The following is a 17,497-nucleotide window of genomic DNA, read 5'->3' as shown; positions in this document are numbered from 1 at the left end:
GCGCAGCAAGGTCGCCGACGAATGCGCTCGCGGAAAGGTGTCGATCATCTGCTTCCTCGAGTCGGTCGTCGCACTCCATGATTACGACCGAGCCTGTGAGGTTCCTTATCAGCCCCTTCGAGGCGCCTGAACCGCCTGGTGGTGGCGGTGCGAATCGGCGTTCAGCCGCCGACCGCCACCGGCGTGGTGATGCGGCGCGCCGCCTCCAGAATTCCCAGGATCCGGGAGCCCGGCAGGCCGATGGCGGCACCGATCGCGGCGGGAGTCCACGATTCGTCGGTGAGGGTCAGGATTTCGGCGAGCTGGTCGACCGACAGCTTGGACAGGCCGCGACGGCGGATCTCGTGCGCGACCGACCGGATGGCGACCTCGCCGGTCTCTTCCTCCGCGGCATCGATAGCGGCGGAATCGACGGCGATGGATTCGACATCGGCGAATTCGGCCTCGTCCACCTCGGCCACCTCCGCGACGCCGGGAAGGTCGGTGGAGTCGTCCGGTGTTGTCGTGCGGTCGACGTCGGCAGCGGCCGGTCGCGGTGCTTCGGTGACCGGCTCACCCAGCACCAACTGCACGGCATCGTCGACGGCTCGCCGCGTGCGCGTCTTGTGCGGTTCGTCGGACACGATCCGCAGCCCGGCGCCGTGCGATCCCGACCGCTCATCGGATCGCGCGGGCGCCTCGGCCTCCTCGAATTCCGTTGGTGCCGTGGTCTTTGCCGGTGCCGCGTCGGAAGAGTCGTCGATCGCCGTCGCCTCGGTGAGGACCTCATATGCCGCGGCAGGTTCGACGGGGGCCGCGGCCTGCGTGGTCGGCGGTGTCTTCGCTGGGGGCACGGCCACGGCCGCAGCCGGCGGCCGGCCGTTCTCCACCGCATCCGCGAGCCGCAGCGCGGCATCCCATCCCGCCACCGAAACCGGTTGCGGTGCAGTCGTCGACGGGAGCTGGGGATAGCTGGGGAATTCCACGGATCCCGCGCTGTCGGGCAGCGGACGTGCCTCCGCCCACTCCGGAAGATCGTCCGGGCGGTAGCTCGGGCGGTAGCCGGTCGGCGGGAGATCGGAGTCGATGTCTTCCATCGGGATGTCGTCGATGAGCTGCGCATAGCGCGCGGAAACCCAGGCGTGCAACCAGATTACGACGCCGACCATGACCGGGGCGACGGCGGCCTCGGCGGCGCGTGCCGGTTCGCCCGCCACCAGATGCGGGCCGGCGTTGAGCGCGATGGTGACGCCGAGCAGTGCGGTTTCCAGGAATACGACCTTGCCGCGGTCGATGTCGCGACCCCATCGGGCAGCGGTCGTGGCGACGACCATGATCGTGATGATCGGGATCGAGATCATCGCCTCGAAGCCGTAACTGAGCCAGTACAGCGGATCCGACATGTCGCCGCTGGGGACGAGGTTGTGCTGGACGTTCACGCCCGCCCAGACCATGCCGAGCACGACGACGCCGATCAGCGCCCGCGAGGACCATTCGGCGCGGCGGAACAGTTGGGCCAGGCGCGCATCGGGATTCGACACCCGCATGCGGGCCGCGCGGGCGCGCCGGTGCCAGCGGGCGTCCGCGTCGTCGGCCCGGCGCAGTGCCAGGGCGACGCGGCGATCACGCTTCTCGGCCGACAGCTGCGCCGTCACCGCGCGTTTGCGTTGCCGGCGGCGCTGGGTGCGAATCCATTCGGCGAGATCGCGTTCGGCGGCGATCTCCCGATCGGACAGTTCGGCGAACAGCGCCGGGTCCGCTTGCAGGGGCAGCTTGCCCCGCGCGGTCGCCACCCGCCGCGCCAACGCGTTCAGCTCCGCCTGCGGGGAATGTTCGGCGGTGCGCCGGCGTCGGGCCGCGCCATTCGATGGTTCCTCCACGGAGATCTCCCCGAAGTGTGCGTCTGCGCCGGTCCGTTCCGTGTCGCGGAGCGGAAGGTGCGCGGAGTCCGCCGGAGGGACGGCGGTCGTGGTGGTCGACTGCTCGTCGAGCATGGCGTGCCTTTCCCGGCAGCGGCCGCGCTACCGAGGTCGATTACCCGAGTACTCGAACATATGTGTGATCGAGGTGAGAGAGTAATCGCCGACCATCGGCGGGGTCAACGCTTTCACCGAACATCAGTTCGGGTGAATATGCAAATGGGCTGTTCGGCTCGGCGATTTGCGAATTCGGCTGGGACAGCGGAATTTCAGTGCACCGCGGTGTGCCAGACAATGGCCGCCGCGAGCGCGCCCGCGCCGTTGAGGGACCAGTGCAGTGCGATCGGCGCCAGCAGACTTCCGCTGCGCCGGCGCAACCAGGTGAAGATCACGCCGGCGGCCGCGGTCGCCAGGACGGCCAGGGCGATTCCGGCGATCCGGCCGCCGACACCGCCGCCTAACAGTGTGCTCAACCCGCGATTCCCGCTGGTCAAGCCGAGCGACGAGGCGATATGCCAGCAGCCGAAAAGCAATGAGCCGACGATGAATACGCCGCGCGCGCCGGTCGCCCGATCCAGTGTCCCGTGCAGTACGCCGCGGAAGGCGAGTTCCTCCGGAATCACCGTTTGCAGCGGAATCACGATCATCGAGGCGATCAATGCCCCGGACAAGGTCGCATATCGATTCGCGAGAAAGAACGGCCGCGTAATCGGCAGTAGCGCGCCGATCGCCACGGCTCCCACGACAATCGCGACCGCACCGAGCGCATAGAGCGTTCCGCGGCGCCACTGCCGCGGTGAAAGTCCCAATTCCGCCCAGCCGAGCCCGCGTTGTCGCATCAGCAGCACGAGAATCACCGCGGCCGCGGGAACGGTCGCGAAATTGGCCCATTGCGAGGTGAAATGCGCGATGAGATTCGTCCCGGCGAGCACCGTCACCACGACGGCGACGTCGAGGTAGGCGTGTAACCGGCGCCCCGGGCCGACCGGGGCCGAGGACTGCGCAACCCCGTTATCGTTTCGAGACATCGTCGCCAGTCTACGTTCATCCGGGCGGGTGTGCCGTGTTCGGCGGGTCACCGTCGCCGCGCCGCCGGTCGCGGCTCGCAGGCGGAACGAGTCGCTGCTATCCGGTCCCTCCGCCGCACCAGCCCGCGTGATCCGTCCACGCCTGCAGCGTCCGGGTGGTGTCGAATACCCGCTCCGCCCCGCTGATCGGGTCGGTGAAGGCGAGCCGTGCGGCCAGCAGTTGCAGCGGCCGGGTGAAATCGTCCACGGGGCGATCGGTGAGGTCGGGATAGAAGTCGTCCCCGAGGATCGGGATTCCGAGCCCGTTCATGTGCAGCCGCAGCTGATGGGTGCGGCCGGTGTGCGGGCTCAGCCGGTAGCGGCCGAGGCCGTCGCGGTGCTCGATCAGCTCGACCAGCGTTTCCGCGTTGGGCTCGCCCTCGACCTCGAAGGCGCGAAGTACGGTGCGCTCCTTGACGATCCGGCTGCGCACCGTGCGGGGGAGGGGGAGTTCGGGATCGTAGGGTGCGATCGCCTCGTACTGTTTGTGCACCCGGCGCTTGTGGAACAGAGTCTGATACGCCCCGCGCCGCGCCGGATCGACGATGAACAGGATCAGTCCGGCCGTGGTCCGGTCCAGCCGGTGCGCGGGCACCAGATCCGGAAGGTCCAGATCGCGCCGCAACCGGACGAGTGCGGTCTCGAGGATGTGCTGCCCGCGGGGAATCGTGGACAGGAAATGCGGTTTGTCGACGACGAGCAGGTGGTCGTCGCGATGCACCACGGTGACGTCGAACGGCACCGGTGTCTCGTCGGGGAGATCGCGGTGGAACCACACCGCGCCCCCGGGCACATAGGGTGCGTCCGGCACGATCGGTCCGTCGAGATCGACGATGTCGCCATCGGCGAGCATCTCGTCGATGCGCGCGGCGGGGACCCGGGGGAGCCGATGGACCAGATGGTCGCGGATGGTCGCCCAGGTTCCGTCTTCGGGTAACCGCAGCCGCGCCGGATCGAGTCCGTGGCGCTTGGGCAGCGGCGGCTGTTGCCGGCGTCGCACACATCGACCCTAGTCACCGCCGCGATCGGGGGCCGCGGCGGCCGCCGCGTGGAGACGGATCCTGCCCGGGCTGTCATCGCGCCGGCGCCGGTTCCCGGAGTGCGCGTCGGCCGCGCATCCGGGACCGGCACTGCGCGTGCCGCACTAGACGGTGCAGGGCAGGTTCGCGTAATAGGCGATCGTGCACTCGGATTCGCGGGTCAGCTTCCAGGTGCCGTCGATGTCCTTCCACTTCAGCTCGATGTACATGGCATCGAAGCCGGGGACGTTGATCTGCAGGTTATGGGTGAGGGTGTCGCCCTGGACGTTCACGGGCGCGACGGCCTGCCACTGGAATCCGGGCACCGTGGCCATCACGCCGCCGACCTGGTCGACCAGGCCCAGCCCGGCCTCGCCGGCCTCCAGCTCGTTGGCGCGGGCGGACCGCGAACCGTTCGGGTCGAGCACCAGCTCGAGCTTGCTCTGCAACTCGCCGACACCCGGGGCGGCGGCGTGGACGGGGGCGGCGATCGGCGCGGCGACGGCCGGGGTCACGGAGGCGACGCCGCCGGCGAAGACCACGGCGGCCAGCGAAAACGCCGCAACGGCACGGGATTTGATCTTGATCATGGTCGTATCCGATCAGTTGTGGGACAGGAGTGCCGTGCCTCGCAATCGTTCCGCAAGGGCTGGCACCACTAAGCAATATAAGGTAAGCCTATGCAAAGGTAGGTAGTACTCAGTCGACTTCGGGCGGATCCGCTCTTCCCGATATGTCGGATCTGCCCAGCTGAACGCCCCGGCGCCCGGCTGAGCGGTGGCTGGAATCACAGAACGGGAGTACCAGTGAAGACGCTTCTCGTGGTCGGAGCCGGGCCGAAAGCGATGGCAGTGGCGGCGAAGGCCCGGGTGCTGCGGGACCTGGGGCTACCCGCTCCACGCGTGGTGGTGGTGGAACCCCATGCGGTGGGCGGCAATTGGCTGCCCAGCGGCGGATGGACCGACGGCCAGCACCGGCTCGGCACCAGCCCCGAGAAGGACATCGGCTTCCCGTACCACTCCACCTGGGCACGCGGCCACAACCGCGCGATCGACCGGTCGATGATCGCCTACAGCTGGAATTCCTTCCTGGTCGAGAACGGCACCTATGCCGAATGGGTCGACCGGGGCCGCCCCAATCCGCACCACCACGTCTGGGCCCACTATCTGCAGTGGGTCGCGCGCCAGGCCGAGGTCGAGATGGTCGTGGGCGCGGTGCGCCGGATCCGCCCCGCTGCCGACGGCTGGCTGGTCTCGGTGGCCGACGGTTCCGGTGTGGAGACCGAAATCGATTGCGACGGACTGATGATCACCGGCCCGGGCGACAGCCGCCGCGCGCTGGCCGAACATCCGAAGGTGCTGAGTATCGCGGACTTCTGGGATCTCGCGGGTAAGCGCCGGCTACCGGTCTCCTCGCGGGCGGCGGTGATCGGCGGCGGTGAGACCGCGGGCTCGGCGGTGGACGAACTGGTCCGCCACGACGTCCTCACGGTCTCGGTGATCTCGCCCGCGGCCACCATCTACACCCGCGGTGAAAGTTATTTCGAGAACGCGCTGTTCAGCGATCCGGCGAAGTGGCGGGCGCTGAGCCTGCAGGAGCGCCGCGACGTCATCCGCCGCACCGACCGTGGTGTGTTCTCGGTACGGGTGCAGGAGAACGTGCTGGCGGACAATCGCGTTCATCATCTCCAGGGCCGCGTGGTCCGGGTCGCCGAGCGCGGCGAAGGAGTGGCGCTCACGCTGCGCAACGAACTGCGCCCCGACCAGATGCATGCCTTCGATCTGGTGGTCGACGCCACCGGCGGCCAGCCGCTGTGGTTCCTGGATCTGTTCGATTCAGATACCTCGGATCTGGTGGAACTGGCGGTGGGCGGGCCCATCACCCATGCCCGGCTGGAGGCGGCGATCGGCCACGATCTGGCGGTGTCCGGCCTCGACGCCAAGCTTTATCTGCCGAATCTCGCGGGGATGGCGCAGGGGCCGGGATTTCCGAATCTCAGTTGCTTGGGCGAGCTTTCGGATCGCGTGCTGGGTGAGGTGCCGACCCGCCCGGCCGTCGTGGCGGCCCGGGTCGCGGCCGGTCGGCGCCCGGAATGATTACCGAGCTAACAGTAGGCTAGGCTACCCTTAGTTCGAGGGAAGAGGTTCGGTTCATGCGTATCGTGTCGTTCGGTTATCAGACCTGGGGTCGTACCACGCTGCAGGCTCTGATCGACTCGGAACACGAGGTGGTGCTCGCGGTCACCCATCCCGCGAGTGAACATGCCTACAAGGGCATCTGGTCCGATTCGGTCGAGGAGCTCGCCCGCGAACACGGCATTCCGGTCCACCTCACCGAGCGGGCCGATGCGGAGACCATCGATCTGGTCAAGCGTGCCGAGCCCGACATCATCGTGGTCAACAGCTGGTACACCTGGATGCCGCCGGAGCTGTATCTGATGCCGCCGCACGGCACGCTGAACCTGCACGATTCGCTGCTGCCGAAGTTCACCGGTTTCTCGCCCGTGCTGTGGGCGCTGATCAGCGGCGAATCCGAATTCGGCCTGACCGTGCACCGGATGGACGAACAGCTCGACACCGGCGACATCCTCGTGCAGCGTTCGCTGCCGATCGGCCCGACCGCCACCGGAACAGAACTCGTCCTCGCCGGAATGGAATTGATTCCGGGAGCGCTGCGGGAGGCGCTGAGCGCGATCGAATCCGGCACCGCGGTCTGGCGGCCGCAGGACAAGGCCGAGCGCACCTATTTCCACAAGCGTTCCGAGCGTGACAGCCGCATCGACTGGCATTGGGACGCAGTGGATCTGGAGCGGTTCGTGCGCGCGCTGTCCGAGCCGTACCCGCGGGCGTTCTCCTACTATCGGGGCGAGAAGGTGGAGATCACCGCCGCCGCCCTGTCGCAGGCCCGCTACGGCGGAACCCCCGGGCGAGTCGTCGTGCAGGAGGGCGGTGGCGTGGTGATCTGCGGGCCGGACGCACATCGCGGCGGCAATCTCGGTCTGCTCGTGACCCGGGTGCGCACCGCCGACGGCACCGAACACGACGGCGCCGCTTTTTTCGCACGCGGTGGTTATCTCACCGACGCCCCGCGATGACCGCGCTGTCGGCGCAGAAGCCGGCCGCGGGGAAGTTGTCGGCGGGGCAGCGCCGGATCTGGTTCCTGCAGACCCGTGATCCGCAGGACACCACTCTCAACTGCTGTGCGGTCTACCGGCTCGCCGGTGCCGTGGACGCGGACCGGTTGCGCTCGGCGATTGCCGAAACCATCGCGCGGCAGGATATTCTGCGCACCATCTACACCGTCGGCGAGGACGACGAGCCGCGGGCCGTGGTGCGATCCGACGCGACGCCGTCGTGGCAGGAGGTGGATCTTCGTGATCTCGCCGATGCCAGTCGCGAGCGCCGGGCCGAGGTGCTGATCCGCCGCGAGGCGGGGCGACCGTTCGATCCGTCGTCCGAAACTCCGTTGCGCTGCTTGCTGATTCGCACGGACGAGCGGCGGTTCCTCCTCACTCTCGTGGTGCATACGATCGCGTGGGACGAGGCCTCCTGGCAGATCTTCTTCGACGAGGTCGGTGCCCGCTACGACGCGGCGACGGTTCCGGCCGCACCGGAGAGTCGTGGAGACGACCGTGTGCGCAGCCTTCGTGATGCCGAAGGCAGTGGTGCCCCTGCGCCGGCGACCGAGGTCGCTCGCAGTTATTGGCGAAACGCGCTCTCGCCCTTGCCGCAGCCGTTGGAGTTGCCGGGCCGCGTCGTCGCGCCCCTGCCCTCGCTGCGCACCGCTCGGATCCGCGCCGAATTGCCGGCCGACGTGGCCATGCGGGTGACGGAGTTCGCGCACCGGGAAGGAGCTACACCCTTCACGGTGCTCCTCGCCGCCTTCGACGCGCTGATCCACCGCTACACCGCCGCAACGGATTTCCTCGTCTGCGTACCGGCCACCGTGCGGAGCGCCGACGACACCGGTATCGGCTACTTCGGCAATACGCTGCTGCTGCGTACGACGGTCGACCCCGCGGACAGCTTCCTCGATTGTCTGCGCGAGGTGAACGACCGTGCGGCAACAGCTTTCGGGCACCGTGGCACGCCGATCGATCAGGTGATCGCCGACCTCAACCCCGAGCGCGGCAGTGGTCGCGACGGGCTGGAGCAGGTGGCCCGCATCGAATTCGGGATCCGCCGGACCGCGTCGCTCACCCTGGACGGCATCGCGGCCACAGCGGTCGATGTCGGCAGCCCGACGACCCGGATGCCGCTGTCGCTCACCGTGATCACCGCCGGCGACGTAGCCGAGCGAATCGAAATCGTCTATCAGGCAGACGAATTCGACTCCCGTATCCTCGAGCAGTTCCTCACCCACTATGTACGCGTGCTCACCGTGGCGACCGCCGAACCCGAGCGTCGCATCGGCGAGCTGGACATTTTCGGAGTCCGCGACCGCGCGGACATTCTGGAGCAGTCCCACGGTGAACTCGTCCCCGTCGCACCCACCACGCTGGTCGATCTGTTCGAGCGGCGGGTGGCGGCGGATCCCGGTGCGGTCGCACTCGTCGATGCCCGCGACGGAGATCGCGAGCTGAGCTACGACTACCTGAACCGGCGTGCGAATCGGTTGGCGCACCAGCTGATTCGACAGCGGATCGGCGCCGAGGACGTGGTAGCGCTGCGGTTGAGTACCTCCGTGGATTTCGTGGTCGCCGTCGTCGCGGTGCTGAAGGCCGGTGCGGCCTATCTGCCGATCGATCCGGCCTATCCGGCGGATCGGGTGGAATTCCTGATCGCCGATGCGCGGCCCGCGCTGGTCCTGGATGCCGAGGATCTGCGGGCCGCGGAACGGGCCGCGCGCACATCGTCGCAGCACGATCCGCGCGACAGCGATCGCGTGCGTCCGCTGCGTCCCGGCAACCTCGCCTACGTCATCTACACCTCCGGCTCCACCGGAACGCCGAAGGGGGTCGCGGTATCCCACGCGGCGATCGCCGAACATCTCGTGGGGTTCTGCGCGCAGTGGGGGGTGGGCGCCGAGGATCGGCTGCTGCAATCCTCGTCGATCAGCTTCGACGCCTCGCTGCTCGACATCTTCGTACCCCTCACTCTGGGCGCCGGCCTGGTGATTCCGAAGGTGAACGCGTTCGACGACATACCGTATGTGGCGGAATTGATTTCGCGCTGCGGCGTGACCGTGCTGCATATGGTGCCGTCCATGCTCAGCACCTTGCTGATGCTGCCGGAGGTGAGCCGGTGGCGCGTGCTGCGTCATGTGCCGGTCGGCGGCGAGGCGCTCTACGGTGAGGTCGCCGACCGCTTCGCCGGCATCTTCGATGCCGAACTCCGCAACCATTACGGGCCCACCGAGGCGGTCGTCTCGGCCACCCATCACACCGTGGAGGGCCCGCAGGGAACCCGGATCGTCCCCATCGGCCGTCCCAACCGCAACGTCGCCCTGTATCTGCTGGACGAGCGGCTGCAACTGGTCCCCACCGGCGTGGCAGGCGAAATCTACCTCGGTGGTGCGCAATTGGCGCGCGGCTATCTCGGCCGCGCCGCGGCAACCGCCGAACGCTTCGTGGCCGATCCGTTCGCCCCCGGACAGCGGCTCTATCGCACCGGAGATCTGGCGCGCCGCAACGGAAACGGTGAGCTCGAATTTCTCGGCCGCGCCGACGAACAGGTCACGGTGCGCGGCCACCGCATCGAACTCGCGGAGGTGCAGGCCGCCGTCGGCGCCCATCCGGATGTCGCGCACTGTGTGGCAGCCGCGGTGACCGACGACGTGCTCGGCACGGTACTCGCCGCCTACCTCGTGCCTGTGCGCCGCGAAAACGGCAGCGCCGCAGTGGATCCGGAATCGGTGCGAGCGCATGCGGCGGCGGTGCTGCCGCCGTACATGGTGCCGGGCGCCTTCGCGATCATCGACGAGATTCCGCTGACCGAACACGGAAAACTCGACCGCCGCGCCCTGCCGGTGCCACAGCGGTCGCCGGTGGAGCCGTATCGGGAGCCGAATACGGCGGTGGAGACGCGGATCGCGGAATTGTTCGGGCGGATGTTCGGCCGCGAGCGGATCGGCGCCGAGGATTCGTTCTTCGAACTCGGCGGTCATTCCCTGCTGGCGGTGCGGCTACTGGCCTGGATCCGAGCCGAATTCGGCGTGCGGATCGGTGTGCGAGCGCTGTTCGACACTCCGACGGTGGCTGGATTGGCGGCCCGAGTCGAGGTATCGACGGCCAGTGTTAGCTTAGCCTAAGCTACGATTCCGACAGGGTCGGGATCGCGAGTCGCCCGGAGCGAAGTACAAGGAGCTGTGCAATGAACCCAGGTCGAACATCCGCGCGTCGCGGAGTCCGAGCACGCGCCGCGGTGCTGCGAACCACGTTGCCGGCGCTGATCCTGGGGCTGGTGACGGCCGTGGCCGCCTGTGGATCCGGCGCGGACGACACCGATTCCGGTGCGGCCGTGACGATCGAGCACAGCATGGGGAAAACCACCGTCGACGGCACGCCCAAGCGCGTGGTGACCCTCGGCCCCGCCTGGCTGGACGCGGCCGTATCCCTCGGGGTCACCCCCGTCGGCTATCTGGTGCCCGGCGCCGGGGCGGGGATGACCGTGCCGTGGTTGCCGCAGTCGCTGCCGCAGCAGTCCAAGGCGCTGAACATGGGCGGCGACGTCGTCGAGCAGATCGCGGCACTCGAGCCCGATCTCATCGTGGCGCCGGGCTACCTGATGGACAAGGCCATGTACGACAAGCTGTCCAAGCTGGCCCCGACCATCGGCCCGCTGACTTCGGCCCAGATCGATCCGTGGGAGGACCAGGTCCACGCGCTCGGTAAGGCGCTGCACAAGCAGGACCAGGCCGGCAAGGTCGTCGCCGACGTGCACGGCAGGATCGACGCGGTCGCCGCGAAGCATCCGGGCCTGAAGGGCAAGAGCTTCCTCACCTGCATGCTCACCACGCCCACCCAGCTGATGGTGCTGGCTGATCCGAAAGACGGTTCCGCCCAGGTGTTCACGCGGCTCGGGATGACCATGCCGGCGAAACTCGTCGCCGAGGCCCCCTCGGGTGGACGGCTGGCGCTGTCGCCGGAACGGCTCGGGGATCTGACCTCCGATCTGCTGGTGTGCGGCGCGGCGCCGGGCCTGCAGGAGAAGTTCACCCAGCTGCCCGGTTACGCGGATCTGCCGTCGGTGCGCCAGGGCGGAATCTCGTTCGTCGACATGATCACGATCAACGCCATCAACCAGCCGACCGCACTGTCGGTGCCGTATCTGCTCGACAAGCTCGAACCGACGCTCGCCACCGTCGGCAAGTAAGGACTGATGACCCATGTCTGATTCGCCCGTGCCGAACACGACCGCGCCGGCCACGACTGCTCCGAACAACGCTGCGGCCGCGCCGGAGTCGCGAACGGGCGGGCGTGGTATCCCGTTGTCCCCGGCCCAGCAGGCAGCGCTGCTGCCGGAACGGCTGCGCGGCGTCGCGGCGACGAATCTGTTTCTCGCCCTGGAGATCACCGGCGACCTCGAACCGGCCGCCCTCGACCGCGCCGCGGTGGCCGCGGTGAGCCGGCACGAGATTCTGCGCACGGTCTATCCGGACGATCGCCGGATTCCGTACCAGCGCGTCGTCGACGCACCCGAGATGGTGGTCGAAACGGTCGCGACCGCGTCGTCGGAACTCGACGCCGCGCTGTGCTCGGATGCCGCGCACCGCATCGATCCGGTGCGCGAGCTGCCGATCCGAATCAGACTGCACCGCACGCCCGATCGGGACGTCCTGTCCCTCACCGCTCATCCCGTAGCCGCCGACGACCGCAGTCTCGAGCTGCTGGCGGCGGAACTGCTCGGGGAAACGACAGCCGAGCAGGTGACGCAGTACCGCGGCCACGCGATGGCGCAGATGAAGTCGCTGGTCGCCGATGCCGCCGCCGATCCCGACCTGGGGTACTGGCTGGACCGGCTCGCCGATCTGCCGGAACGGGCAACCCTGGCAGTGGCCGGAAATCCCGGCGCGGAATCGGATCCGGCCGCCGCCGCGACCGCGACCCGCACCCTGCGGATTCCGGCGGCTGCCTTCGGCGACCGCGACGCCGAACTGTCCGTGGTCGCCGCGCTGGCCGCAGTGCTGGGCGCGGCGGGTCTGGGTGGTGATGTGCCCGTCGCCATCGTCGATGCGGGAAGGTCCGAGGCACACGCTGATTCGGCGCTCGGTGCGTACGCGAACCATCTGGTGTTGCGGATCGATACCGGCTCGGCGCCCACCGCGCGGGCGCTGCTGGAGCAGGTCACGGAGCTGGCCGTCGCCGCCCGCGCCCACGCCGCGGCCCGGATCGAGCGGATCACACATCAGCTGCGTGGCGCCGTCGCCGTCGCCGCCGGTGCGCCGTTCCAAGCGCTGGTCACCCTCCGAACCGAGGTGGTCGGTGCGAACGCGCGCGAGATCGCCCGGCGGGTGGCGCGGCCGCACGGAGTCGATATCGTCGCCGACGTCGTCACCGGAGGCGAAGAGGTAACGGTGATTCTCGAATTTCCGCCGGTACTCGCCGGGCGCACCGAAATCGATGCGCTCGCAAGCGGTCTCGAGCGGTGGCTGCTGAATCTCGCGGAGCCGGAGACCGCGCTGCCCGATGGCGAGCTTCCGACGGTGTTCGAACGCGCCGCGGCCTACCCGGGCGGCACCGGGCTCGGCGGACAGCCCAGCACCGATGCCGAACGGCTGATCGCCGACACCATTCGCGAGGTGCTCGAACTCGACGCGGACGACGAGGTGGGCCGCGCCGACACCTTCTTCTCTCTCGGCGGTGACAGCATCGCCGCGCTGCGCATGGTCACCCTGCTCGGCGAGCGCGGTTATGTGCTGGACGTGCAGAAGGTGTTCGAATTCCCGGCCGTGCACGAGATGGCAGCCCAACTGACCGAGGCCGAGGCCGCCCCGGCCGCCGAACAGAGCGCACCCGTCGCGCCGATGAGCGCCTCCGGACTGGACTCGGTCGCGCTGGCGGCACTCGGCAAGAAGTTCGCCGCGCGGTGAGCGAGGTGGAGATTCTCGACGTCGTCGCGCTGTCACCGCTGCAGCGCGGGCTGTATTCGGTCAGTTCGATGGCACAGGGGATCGATCCCTACCTCGTGACATTCGCGGTGCGAGTGGAGAATCTGGCCGATCCGGCGGCCTTGCGTGCGGCCTTCGACGGCGTGCTGCGACGTTATCCGCATCTGGGCGCGGCCGTACTCGCCGAGGATGTGCCGCATCCGGTGCTGGTCATCACCTCGGAGGGGCGAATCGGCTGGCGCGAGGTGGATCTGCGCTCGGCCCGCGATCCGGAGGCGGCGGCGCGCGATCTCTACTGGCAGGAGGCGCGCCGGCGGCTCGATCTGGACCGCGGCCCGCTGTTCCGGGTGGTCGCGGCGCGCGTCGGCGAGCGCGATTACGAAGTGGTCTGCACCGCACACCATATCGTCGTCGACGGCTGGTCGATTCCACTGTTGTTCTCCGATCTGATCGCCCTGCATCGCGGGGAGGGCGCGGCGCTGCCGCCGGCTCCGCCGCTGCGCGAGCACGCGGCGTGGCTGGCGAGCCGCGATACCGCGGCCTCGGCACGGGCGTGGGCCGCCGCGCTCGACGGTCTGGCGCCGATGCCGATGCTCGGTCCACCGGCCCCCGCGGACCTCGACCTGCCCGTGGTGGGCGAGGCGCGCCTGGACCCCGCCGGCACCGACCGGCTCGTCGGCTGGGCGCGCGCCAACGGCCTCACACTGAACACCGTGCTCCAAATGGCCTGGGCCCGAATTTTTTCCGGGCTCACGGGCCGCGACGACGTGGTCTTCGGTCAGACCACCTCCGGCCGCGATGCCTCGCTGCCGAATGCGGAACGCCTCGTCGGCGCGCTGGTCACCACCATTCCGGTGCGGGTCCGGATCGACGAGCGCACGCCGGCGCGGATCGGCGCCGAACTGCAGCGTTCGGTGGCGCAGTTGCGGGCGCACGAGTATCTGGGCATCGCGGAGATCACGCGGCACGCCGGGGCCGGGCAGTTGTTCGACAGCCTGCTGGTCTTCGAGAACTCCCCGGTCGGCGCGGTCGCGCCGCGCATGCCGATGGGCGGCGGCGCCACCATGACCGCCCGCCGCGTCGACTCCCCGAGCCACTATCCGATCGCCGTCGTCCCGGTGCTGGAGCAGGGCGAGCTGATCTGCCGCGTCGAAACCCGCCCCGACCTGCTCACCACCTTCGACCCCGACCGGATGGCGCGCCGGCTCCTCGCGGTCGCCACCCGGATCGTGGACGCGCGGCAGTGTAGTGCGGTAGACGTGCTGCTCGACGACGAGCCCGCCGTGCTGATCGCTGAATACGACTGTGGTGCAGAGTTTTCCGATACGGCAAAGGAGGCGGTCAGCTCGTCCGATGTGTCCGGCGTACCGGCTTCCGTCGAGCCCGCGCAGGCGCTGCCCGCTGTGCCGGCCGTGGAGGCTACGACGGTTCCCCAGGCATTGCTGCTTGCGGCGCATGCGGCGGCAGACCGGGTGGCGGTAGTCGACGCGGCGGGCGAGCAGAGCTTCGCCGAATTCGGTGTCGCGGTATGCACGCTGGCCGACGAACTGCGGGCCGCTGGGGTCGGCAGCGGCGACGCGGTGGCGGTCATGCTGCCCCGTGACCGTCGAGTCCTCCACGCTCCCTTCGCCATCGGTCTCGCCGGTGCCACCTGTGTCCACATCGACCCGGCAACCCCCGCCGATCGTGTGGCCTATCTGCTGAGCACCAGCGGCGCGCGGATCGTCCTCGCCGATGCGGATCGAGCCGAGGTGCTGACCGAGGTCCGTGCCCAAGGGGCGGAGTGCCGCCACGGGATCACGGACAGCGACGGCCGCCTCCGATTCCCGGGCATCACTGCGGTTACGGCGGGCGACCGTGGTGTGCAGCGAGCGACGATGTCGGCGGATGCCGCGTTCTACGTGGTGTTCACCTCCGGCACGACCGGCAGGCCCAAGGGGGTCGCGGTATCGCATCGCGCACTGCTCAACCACTGGGGCAATCACGAGCGGCGGATCTTCGCGCCCATCGCCGCCGCCACCGGGCGCACGCTGCGCATCGGCCACGGCTGGTCCACCGGATTCGACGCTGCCTGGCAGCCCACGGTCGCGCTGCTGAGCGGTCACACCGTGGTCCTGCTGGGTGACGATGTGCGTACCGATGCCGAGCGCATCGTCGGCGCCATCGGCGAATTCGGGATCGACATCTTCGATACGTCGCCGTCGATGCTGAACCGGCTGATCGCCGCCGGACTGTTCCGCACCGATCCCGAGACCGGATCCGAGCGCTGTCCGCTGGCCGTGCTCGCGCTGGGTGGTGAGGCGATCGGTCCGGACACCTGGCGGCGCCTGCAGGGATTGGCGACCACTCGTGTCATCAACTTCTACGGCCCGACCGAGGCGACCGTCGAGGCGCTGATGGCCGAGGTGGACGATCACGCCGCGCCGACCATCGGCCGCCCGTTCGACGGGATGACCGCCGAGGTGCTCGACCATCGGCTGCGGCCGGTGCCGCCCGGTGGGCAGGGCGAGCTCTACCTTTCCGGGCCGCAACTCGCGCTCGGGTATCTGGGGCGGCCCGCCGCCACCGCAGCCGCCTTCGTCGCGGGCGAGGCGGGCGAAAGGCGTTATCGCACCGGCGATCTCGTGCGTCGGTCCGACGACGGCACCGTCGTCTACGAAGGCCGTGTCGACCGGCAGGTCAAGATCAACGGATACCGCGTCGAACCCGACGAGGTCAGCGTGGTGCTGCGCGAACTCGACGGCGTACGCCACGCCGCGGCGCTGGCCTTCACCGAGAACGGGCGGATCCGGCTGGGTGCGCTGGTGGTCGGCGAGGGCACCGTCGCAGGATTGCGCTCGGATCTGGCCCGCCGGCTGCCGCAATTCCTGGTCCCCACCCGCATCGCGTTCGTCGACGAGATTCCGTTGAACCGCAACGACAAACTCGATGTGCACGTGGCGACCGAACTGCTGACCCGCCCGGCCGACACCGCCGCCCGCGCCGAACCGCGAACCGAGACCGAAGGCACCGTGCTGGCGCTGATCGAGGCGATGAGCGCGGGAGCGGGGACGCGGGTCGGCATCCTGGACAGCCTGGTGGATCTGGGTATCGACAGCATCGGCGTCATCGATCTGGTGTCGCGGCTGCGCGGCGCCGGTTACCGCATCTCGGCGCGAGAAGTGCTGGCCGCGGCCGATCTTCGCGATCTCGCCGCGCGTCTGGACGATCCGTCCGGGGACGCTCCCGGGAATGCCGAGGTGACGCCGGCGGGCACGGTGCTGCCGCTCACCGCGTTGGCCCAGGAGATCCTCGGACACGGCGATTACCGTTATCTCGCCCAGTCCCAGGTCTTCTCGCTCGATGCGGCGGTCACTCCCGAGTCGGTCGTCCAACGGCTGGAGGCCCTGGCGGTCGCCCATCCCACGCTGCGCTCGCGGCTGGTCACCGGCGACGACGGCCGCGCTGTGCTCGTCGCGCAGGAGCAATCCGGCGCCGCCGAACTGCTCACTGTCGCCGATGGAATCGAAAGGCACAGTGCGGCAAACTATCTCGCTGACGCTGTGCAGCGCCTGGACCCCGGCGCCGGCCGAATGATGTCGGCCACGCTGCTGCGCGGAGAGCAACCGCGGCTCGTCCTGTCCATCCATCACCTCGCCGTGGATGTGGTGTCCTGGCTCATCCTGGTCGACGACCTGCGCCGGCTGGAACATGGCGAGCAACCGATGAACGAGGATCGGCCCGAGTCGGATCCGATTCCGACGCGGTCCGACGCTCCACCGACGCTGGGCACCCCGCTCGGCGGCCGCTACACCGATCCACGCCGCGACCGGGCGGGCAAGGCGATCCGGCGGATCGTGGAACTCGGCCCCGACGACACCGAGGCCCTGCTCGCCCGGTGCGCGGAAACCGATGTGCCCCTGGATGATCTGTTGCTCGCCGCCTGCGCCCGGCTGGTCGCCGATACCGCCGACGTTACCGGTCGTATCGCGGTCACCCGGGAATCGCACGGCCGCGACCCCGGCGACGACACCCGCCGCGTCGGCTGGTTCACCGTCGAGGAGACGGCACTGGTGCCGGCGGCCGAACTCGAGACCTGGACTCCGGCGGCCGGCCGTGCGCCGGTCCACGATCGAACCCTGCATGCGCGCGGGCAGATTCGCCTCAACCACCTGGGCCGCTTCGATGTGCTGCAGTTCGGCAGCGGCCCGTGGACGCCGGTGCCGCTGCCGGACCTCACCGCCGAATTCGGTGCGGCCGGACATCCGGATCTGCCGCTGCGCTTCACGATCGACCTCAACACCGCGGTGGTTCCGAAGGATTCGCGCCCGGTTCTGGTCGCGCATATCGACGTGAACTCCGCGGTGCTGGACGAGGCCGGGGCCGACGCGCGCGCCGAGCGCTGGCGCACCATACTGTGTGATTTCGCCGCCGGAATGTCCGAATTCGGCGCCCAGCGACAGGCAGGGTGACAGCTATGGGAGGG

Annotated in this window: 10 protein-coding genes; 6 read left to right on the top strand and 4 right to left on the bottom strand. The window is 69.1% G+C overall.

Annotation, left to right across the window (positions count from 1 at the left end; translation table 11 throughout):
- Positions 1–161: 161 nt before the first annotated feature.
- The 4 genes from ACPCUW_RS01840 to ACPCUW_RS01825 all read right to left on the bottom strand — a co-directional run bounded on the left by ACPCUW_RS01840 (position 162) and on the right by ACPCUW_RS01825 (position 4,574).
- The gene (locus tag ACPCUW_RS01840) at positions 162–1,859 is read right to left on the bottom strand and encodes a hypothetical protein (protein WP_423423486.1); all 1,698 of its coding nucleotides are present in this window, start codon (positions 1,857–1,859) and stop codon (positions 162–164) included.
- 308 nt (positions 1,860–2,167) lie between these two features.
- A complete protein-coding gene (locus tag ACPCUW_RS01835; RefSeq protein ID WP_423423485.1) occupies positions 2,168–2,926 on the bottom strand; it encodes a lysostaphin resistance A-like protein in 759 nt (252 codons plus the stop codon).
- A gap of 97 nt (positions 2,927–3,023) precedes the next feature.
- The gene (locus ACPCUW_RS01830) at positions 3,024–3,965 is read right to left on the bottom strand and encodes an RluA family pseudouridine synthase (protein ID WP_423423484.1); all 942 of its coding nucleotides are present in this window, start codon (positions 3,963–3,965) and stop codon (positions 3,024–3,026) included.
- A gap of 144 nt (positions 3,966–4,109) precedes the next feature.
- Positions 4,110–4,574 (bottom strand): hypothetical protein, encoded by a 465-nt coding sequence (locus ACPCUW_RS01825; protein WP_030513373.1) that lies wholly within the window; start codon positions 4,572–4,574, stop codon positions 4,110–4,112.
- Between the two features lie 216 nt (positions 4,575–4,790).
- Between ACPCUW_RS01825 and ACPCUW_RS01820 the strand changes: the two genes are divergently transcribed.
- The 6 genes from ACPCUW_RS01820 (at position 4,791) to ACPCUW_RS01795 (ending at position 17,483) form a co-directional block, all read left to right on the top strand.
- Complete coding sequence (locus ACPCUW_RS01820; RefSeq protein WP_423423483.1) at positions 4,791–6,080, top strand: SidA/IucD/PvdA family monooxygenase; 1,290 nt, start codon at positions 4,791–4,793, stop codon at positions 6,078–6,080.
- 56 nt (positions 6,081–6,136) lie between these two features.
- Entirely contained in the window at positions 6,137–7,078 is a 942-nt protein-coding gene (locus ACPCUW_RS01815; RefSeq protein ID WP_104407024.1) for a methionyl-tRNA formyltransferase, read from the top strand.
- Positions 7,075–10,233, top strand: coding sequence for a non-ribosomal peptide synthetase (locus tag ACPCUW_RS01810; RefSeq protein ID WP_423423482.1), 3,159 nt, complete (start codon positions 7,075–7,077; stop codon positions 10,231–10,233). Before ACPCUW_RS01815 ends, ACPCUW_RS01810 begins: the two co-directional genes overlap by 4 nt.
- Before the next feature lie 62 nt (positions 10,234–10,295).
- On the top strand, positions 10,296–11,297 hold the full coding sequence (locus ACPCUW_RS01805) for an ABC transporter substrate-binding protein (protein WP_423423481.1): 1,002 nt from the start codon (positions 10,296–10,298) through the stop codon (positions 11,295–11,297).
- Positions 11,298–11,310: 13 nt separating this feature from the next.
- A complete protein-coding gene (locus ACPCUW_RS01800) occupies positions 11,311–13,014 on the top strand; it encodes a condensation domain-containing protein (protein ID WP_423423480.1) in 1,704 nt (567 codons plus the stop codon).
- Positions 13,011–17,483 carry a non-ribosomal peptide synthetase gene (locus ACPCUW_RS01795; protein ID WP_423423479.1) on the top strand — a complete coding sequence of 1,491 codons (4,473 nt, stop codon included), beginning with the start codon at positions 13,011–13,013 and terminating at the stop codon, positions 17,481–17,483. The genes ACPCUW_RS01800 and ACPCUW_RS01795 overlap by 4 nt, the downstream gene beginning before the upstream one ends.
- The last annotated feature ends 14 nt before the right edge of the window (positions 17,484–17,497 follow it).

The organism is Nocardia sp. AB354 (assembly GCF_049538315.1).
Taxonomy (GTDB): Bacteria; Actinomycetota; Actinomycetes; order Mycobacteriales; family Mycobacteriaceae; genus Nocardia; species Nocardia nova.
The sequence above is the reverse complement of the archived record's forward strand: the minus strand, read 5'-3'. Positions and strand labels throughout refer to the sequence as shown.

Coding starts and splice junctions, on each gene's coding strand:
- ACPCUW_RS01835 (WP_423423485.1), bottom strand. CDS start 2,926: ATGTCTCGAAACGATAACGGGGTTGCGCAGTCCTCGGCCCCGGTCGGC.
- ACPCUW_RS01800 (WP_423423480.1), top strand. CDS start 11,311: ATGTCTGATTCGCCCGTGCCGAACACGACCGCGCCGGCCACGACTGCT.
- ACPCUW_RS01805 (WP_423423481.1), top strand. CDS start 10,296: ATGAACCCAGGTCGAACATCCGCGCGTCGCGGAGTCCGAGCACGCGCC.
- ACPCUW_RS01810 (WP_423423482.1), top strand. CDS start 7,075: ATGACCGCGCTGTCGGCGCAGAAGCCGGCCGCGGGGAAGTTGTCGGCG.
- ACPCUW_RS01825 (WP_030513373.1), bottom strand. CDS start 4,574: ATGATCAAGATCAAATCCCGTGCCGTTGCGGCGTTTTCGCTGGCCGCC.
- ACPCUW_RS01815 (WP_104407024.1), top strand. CDS start 6,137: ATGCGTATCGTGTCGTTCGGTTATCAGACCTGGGGTCGTACCACGCTG.